This is a genomic window from Aeromicrobium sp. (genome assembly GCF_032084975.1).
Lineage (GTDB): Bacteria > Actinomycetota > Actinomycetes > Propionibacteriales > Nocardioidaceae > Aeromicrobium.
Genome location: NZ_DAMDLR010000115.1, coordinates 1 through 5,720 on the forward strand (window position 1 = coordinate 1; position 5,720 = coordinate 5,720).

Sequence of the window (5,720 nt, forward strand, 5' to 3'; positions counted from 1 at the left end):
TCGCGACATGCGCGCGAGCCGGTCGGGCGAGGTCACGAGCGACACGACGGCGCTGTCGACCCACGCGGGCGTGAACGCGGCGTCCTCGATCAGCAGCGCACCCCCGGCGCCCACGACGGGGTGCGCGTTGAGCGCCTGCTCGCCGTTGCCGATCGGCAGCGGCACGAAGACGGCAGGCAGGCCCACCGCGGCGACCTCGGTGACGGTGTTGGCGCCCGAGCGGCACACCACGAGATCGGCGGCGGCGTAGGCCAGGTCGATGCGGTCGATGTACTGCTCGACCACGTAGGGCGGGTCGCCCGCACGCCGGTCGAGATCGACCTCGTCGGGTCGTCCCGCGGCGTGCAGGACCTGGACGCCGGCGGCGGCCAGGTCACGCGCGGAGGCGGCCATCGTCGTGTTGATCCGCCGAGCTCCCTGGGACCCGCCGGTGACCAGGATCGTCGGGCGGTCGGCGTCGAGGCCGAAGTGGCGCCGCGCCTCGTCGCGCGAGGCCTCACGGTCGAGATCGGCGATCCGGCGCCGGATCGGCAGCCCGACGTACGTCGCGCCGCGCAGATCGGTCTCGGGGAAGCTGGTCGCGACGTGCGAGGTCAGGCGCGCCCCGAGCTTGTTCGCGATGCCCGGGAGCGCGTTGCCCTCGTGGACGACCAGGGGCAGCTTGCGCCGGCGCGCGGCCAGGTACGCCGGCACCGAGACGTAGCCACCGAACCCGACGACGACGTCGGGCCGGACCCGGTCGATGACGTCCAGGGTGGCCTTGACCGAGCGACGCAGGTTCGCGGGCAGCCGGACGAGATCGGCGTTGGGGCGCCGCGGCAGCGGGACCGGGGGCACCAGCTCGAGCGGGTGCCCGGCCTCGGGGATCAAGGTGACCTCGAGGCCCTTCGGCGTGCCCAGGCAGGTGATCTCGTCACCCGCGTCGGCCAGGACGGCGGCGGTCGCGAGCAGCGGTGACGTGTGGCCGGCGGTGCCTCCGCCGGCGAGCAGGACCCGCACGGTCAGCGACCCGCCTTGGTCTGCTTCTTGCGCGCCTTGGCGCGGCGCGAGGTCGCGAGGGCGCGCGCGGCCCCGGGTTCGGTGGCGGCGCAGTTGGCCAGCAGGCCCAGCGCGATGAGGGTGGCGATCATGCTGGAACCACCGTACGAGATGAGCGGGAGCGGGACGCCGATGACCGGCAGCAGCCCCAGCACCATGCCGATGTTGATGACGGCCTGCGTCGTGATCCAGATCGTGATGCCGGCCGCGAGGTAGCGCGCGAAGCGGTCACGGCTGCGGTGGGCGATGCGGAAGCCGGTGTAGGCGAGCAGGCAGAACAGCGCGATCACGACGAGGCTGCCGGCCAGGCCGAGCTCCTCGCCGATCACGGCGAGGATGAAGTCGGTGTGTGCCTCGGGAAGCGCGCCCCACTTCTGGCGGCTGCTGCCGAGCCCCAGTCCCCAGAAGCCACCCCGGGCGAAGCCCATCATGGCCTTGATCGCCTGGTAGCCGGACTGCTCGGGATCGGCCATCGGGTTGAGGAACGAGGTGAAGCGCTCGACGCGGTGCTGGGCCGTGGCCACGAAGAACAGCAGCAGCACGAGCAGGCCGGCGCCGAAGCCGAGCATCGGCTTGACCGGCAGGCCGGCGACCCACAGCATGCCCGCGATGGCGGCGAACAGGATGACCGCCGTGCCCAGGTCCTTCTGCAGGACGACGAGGAACGCCACCGCGCCGGCGATGGGGACGACCGGGGTGATGACGTAGCGAGCGGTGCCGAGGTACTTGTGGCGTCGCGAGTACAGGTCGGCGATCCACAGCACGATCGCGAGCTTGGCGAACTCCGACGGCTGCAGGTTGAAGCCGGCGAACAGCGGCAGCCAGTTGCGGTTGCCGTTGATGTCCATGCCGAGCGGGGTGAAGGTCAGCGCGATCAGCAGGACGACCCCGAACAGGGCGGGCCGCGCGAGCTGGCGGACACGCTCGAGCGGCATCCGCATCGCCAAGACCATGGCGACGACGCCGATCACGGCGAAGACCGCCTGGCGGCCGAAGATCTCGAAGGAGTTGCCGTAGACCCGCAGCGCGAGCACCGAGCTGGCGCTCAGGACCATGATCAGGCCCAGGCCCAGGAGCAGGCCGGTCGTGCCCAGCACCAGCTGGTACGACGCGAGCGGACGCTCGAGCAGGGTCCGCACGGTGTCGAGGGTCGACGACCGCCGAGAAGCGGTGGCACTCATGGCGTTCCTTCGGGGAAGAGAAGAGAAACTGCTCCCCAGTGTGACCCGTGGGGCGCCGTCCCGGTCGGACCCGTGGGCGCGTGTCGCCGCACGCGGTCCTTCACGCCCGGCAGCGACCGCGAGATCTCCCTGTTCGCACAGCGGCCGCGGGCGTACCGTGGAGCGATGGGGCTGGACGGAAACTTCCCGGCGGCACGGATCAGCGATCCGAACGACAGCGTCCCGATCTATTTCGGGCGGCTCGTCATCGGGCACCTGGGCCCGGCCGACAGCTTCCACTCGGCCGCGACGAACGTCACGTGCCGCATCAACCGCCGCAACGGATCTTGGTACAAGCTGTGGAACCCGGCCGGCTGGGATCCGAGCGCGACCTCCGCGTACGTCTCGGCGCGTCGCACCTTCCTGGTCAACGAGGACGCCCCTCACCCCATGCACGACTGTGTGGGAAACACCGACCAGCCGGGCCCCCCGTGGTGGCGTGACGTCCTCGTCGGATCGGTGGTGGCGGGCAGCGCGCTCCTCACGGCGATCGCGGCGCGGCGGTTCCTGCGCGAGCGGCGTCCGGTGCCACCGGTGCCCGGCGATCTTCCCGGGCGAGACGTCTAGGGCTGCTGGGTCAGGCCTGATCGAGTCGCGCGACGGCCTGCGCGAAGGCGTCGCCGCGGTGGGCGTAGTCGCGGAACTGGTCCATCGACGCGGCGGCGGGTGCCAGCAGCACCGTGTCCCCCGCCCGGGCCAGGCGATCGGCGGCGGCCACCACGGAGTCCATCAACGCCTCGGCGTCGGCGGCGCCGTCGACGACCTCGACCGGCACGTCGGGAGCCTGCTCGGCCAGGGCGGAGGCGATGAGCTCGCGATCCGCGCCTATCAGCACGGCTCCGGCCAGACGGTCGCGGACGTCACGGACGAGGTCGCCGTAGCCCGCTCCCTTGGCCAGTCCCCCGGCGACCCAGACGACGCGCTCGAACGACTGGAGCGAGGCGCGCGCCGCGTGGGGGTTTGTGGCCTTGGAGTCGTCGACCCAGTGCACGTCGCCGCGTCGGGCGACCGTGCTGATGCGGTGCGGCCCGAGGCGGAACGCCCGCAGTCCGTCGCGCACCGCGACGGGCGGGACTCCGTGGGCGCGCGCGAGCGCGGCGGCCGCGAGGGCGTTCTGGACGTTGTGCGGCGAGTCGTCGTCGAGGTCGGCGATCGCGCCGAGCTCGGCCGCGCTGGTGGCGCGTCCCTCGACGAACGCACGGTCGACGAGCAGGTCGTCGACGATGCCGACCATGCCGATGTCGGGGATGCCGAGCGTGAAGCCGATCGCACGGGCACCCTCGACGACGTCGGCCTCCTCGACCAGGCGCATCGTGGCCTCGTCGGCGACGTTGTAGACACAGGCCCGCTGCACCTGCTCGTACACGCGCCCCTTGGCCGCCGCGTACGCGTCGGCGCCGCCGTGCCAGTCGTAGTGGTCGGCGGCGATGTTCAGCACGGCGGCGGCCTGCGCGGACATCGACTGCGTCCAGTGCAGCTGGAAGCTGGAGAGCTCGACGGCCAGGACGTCACGACCCTCGGGGTCCATGACGGCCTCGAGGATCGGCGTGCCGACGTTGCCGACCGCCTGGGCGCGCAGGCCGGCCGCCTGAAGGATCGACTCGAGCATCTGGACCGTCGTGGTCTTGCCGTTGGTGCCGGTGACGGCCAGCCACGGCGCCGGGTCTGCGCCGCGGAGCCGCCACGCCAGCTCGACCTCGCCCCACACGGGCAGTCCACGCCCGGCGGCCTCGGCGAGCAGCGGCGCCGTGGGGCGCCACCCGGGTGAGGTGATCACGAGGTCGATGTCGTCCGGCAGCGAGGCCGTCGAGCCGGGACCCAGCCGGACGTCCGCGCCGAGCACCTCCAGCAGCTGCGCCTGCTCGCGACGGTGGGCATCGCCTTCGGACTCGTCGAGCACGATGACACTGGCGCCCAGGTGGTTGAGCGTGTCGGCGGCCGCGAACCCGCTGACGCCGAAGCCGGCGACAACGGCGCGCACGCCCTCCCACGACGAGTCGCGGTGCAGCGAGTCGACGTCCCGCTCAGAACGCACCGACGACCCACTCCCAGTAGAACAGCCCGATGCCCGAGACGACGCAGATGCCGCTGATGATCCAGAAGCGGACGACGATCGTGATCTCGGCCCAGCCCTTGAGCTCGAAGTGGTGCTGCAGCGGCGCCATCCGGAAGATGCGCTTGCCGCCGGTGACCTTGAAGTACCCGACCTGCAGGATCACCGAGAACGTGATGATGACGAACAGCCCGCCCAGCACGACGAGCAGCAGCTCGGTGCGGGTCATCAGGGCGAAGCCGGCCATCAGGCCGCCCAGCGACAGCGAGCCGGTGTCGCCCATGAAGATCTTGGCCGGGGACGCGTTCCACCACAGGAACCCGAAGCACGCGCCGGTCACGGCGGAGGCGACGATCGCGAGGTCGAGTGGGTCGCGCACCTCGTAGCACTTGGGCCCGGGGTCGAGCATGAAGCAGCTCTGGTTCGACTGCCAGACGTTGATCAGCACGAACGCACCGAACACCATGACCGAGGCACCCGTCGCGAGGCCGTCGAGCCCGTCGGTGAGGTTCACGCCGTTGCTGGCGCCGGCGATCATGAGCAGCACCCAGACGATCAGCAGGAGAGTCGGCAGCTCCCACGAGAGGTCGCGCGTGAACGAGATGGCGTGGGTGATCGGCGTCTGGCCGTTGTCGTTCTCCCAGCCGATCGCTAGGACGGCGAAGATGAGGCCGACGACGATCTGGCCGATCATCTTGGCCTTGCTGCGCAGTCCGAGGCTGCGCTGCTTGGCGACCTTGATCCAGTCGTCGAGGAACCCGATCACCCCGAGTCCCACGAACAGGAACAGCAGCAGGACGGCGGACGCGCTCGGCTCGTAGCCCGTGAGGAGCTTGGCGATCGCGTAGCCCAGCAGCGTCGAGATGATGATGACGGTGCCGCCCATCGTGGGCGTGCCGCGCTTGACGTGGTGGGTCGTGGGGCCGTCGTCGCGAATCAGCTGGCCGTAGCCCTTCTTCACGAGCACGGCGATCGCGAAGCGGGTGCCGACGAGCGTGCCGATGAGTCCGACGACTCCCGCGATCAGTACGGCCAGCATCGCTTCCGTTCGTTCCTTTCCGGTCCCCGTCAGGCGCGCAAGAGCGCTTCGGCCACCCGCTCGAGACGGACGCTCCTCGATGCTTTCACAAGGATGACGTCCCCGGCGCCCAGGCTCGCTGAGGCGGCCTCGACCGCGGCATCGACGTCCGGGACAGCCGTGCCGATCGTACCCGCACCGCGCGCGATGGCCACAGCCCCGTCACCCACGGCGATGACGCGGGCGATGCCCAGGTCGGCCGCGAGGCGGCCGACCGCCTCGTGGGCGCCCTCGGACTCCTCGCCCAGCTCGCGCATCTCGCCGAGCACGGCCGTGCCGCGCCCGGGAGCCAGCTCGGCGAGCGCCCGCAGCGCGGCGGCCATCGACTCGG

General features: G+C 71.4%; 6 protein-coding genes. 1 reads left to right on the top strand and 5 read right to left on the bottom strand.

The window, feature by feature from the left end:
- The coding region (gene murG / locus RT323_RS15755; RefSeq protein ID WP_313410134.1) for an undecaprenyldiphospho-muramoylpentapeptide beta-N-acetylglucosaminyltransferase at nt 1-999 on the bottom strand (999 nt) is incomplete at its 3' end.
- Nucleotides 1,000-1,001: 2 nt separating this feature from the next.
- Nucleotides 1,002-2,219, bottom strand: coding sequence for a putative lipid II flippase FtsW (gene ftsW / locus RT323_RS15760; RefSeq protein ID WP_313410136.1), 1,218 nt, complete (start codon nt 2,217-2,219; stop codon nt 1,002-1,004).
- Between the two features lie 165 nt (nt 2,220-2,384).
- Here ftsW and RT323_RS15765 point away from each other — a divergent pair, with 165 nt between their 5' ends.
- The gene (locus tag RT323_RS15765; protein WP_313410138.1) at nt 2,385-2,825 is read left to right on the top strand and encodes a hypothetical protein; all 441 of its coding nucleotides are present in this window, start codon (nt 2,385-2,387) and stop codon (nt 2,823-2,825) included.
- 10 nt (nt 2,826-2,835) lie between these two features.
- Here RT323_RS15765 and murD read toward each other — a convergent pair whose 3' ends face one another.
- The 3 genes from murD to RT323_RS15780 form a co-directional block, all read right to left on the bottom strand.
- Nucleotides 2,836-4,293 carry a UDP-N-acetylmuramoyl-L-alanine--D-glutamate ligase gene (murD, locus tag RT323_RS15770; protein ID WP_313410140.1) on the bottom strand — a complete coding sequence of 486 codons (1,458 nt, stop codon included), beginning with the start codon at nt 4,291-4,293 and terminating at the stop codon, nt 2,836-2,838.
- The gene (mraY, locus tag RT323_RS15775) at nt 4,283-5,350 is read right to left on the bottom strand and encodes a phospho-N-acetylmuramoyl-pentapeptide-transferase (protein WP_313410142.1); all 1,068 of its coding nucleotides are present in this window, start codon (nt 5,348-5,350) and stop codon (nt 4,283-4,285) included. Before mraY ends, murD begins: the two co-directional genes overlap by 11 nt.
- Before the next feature lie 29 nt (nt 5,351-5,379).
- A partial coding sequence (locus tag RT323_RS15780; protein ID WP_313410144.1) for a glutamate ligase domain-containing protein occupies nt 5,380-5,720 on the bottom strand: 341 nt, incomplete at its 5' end.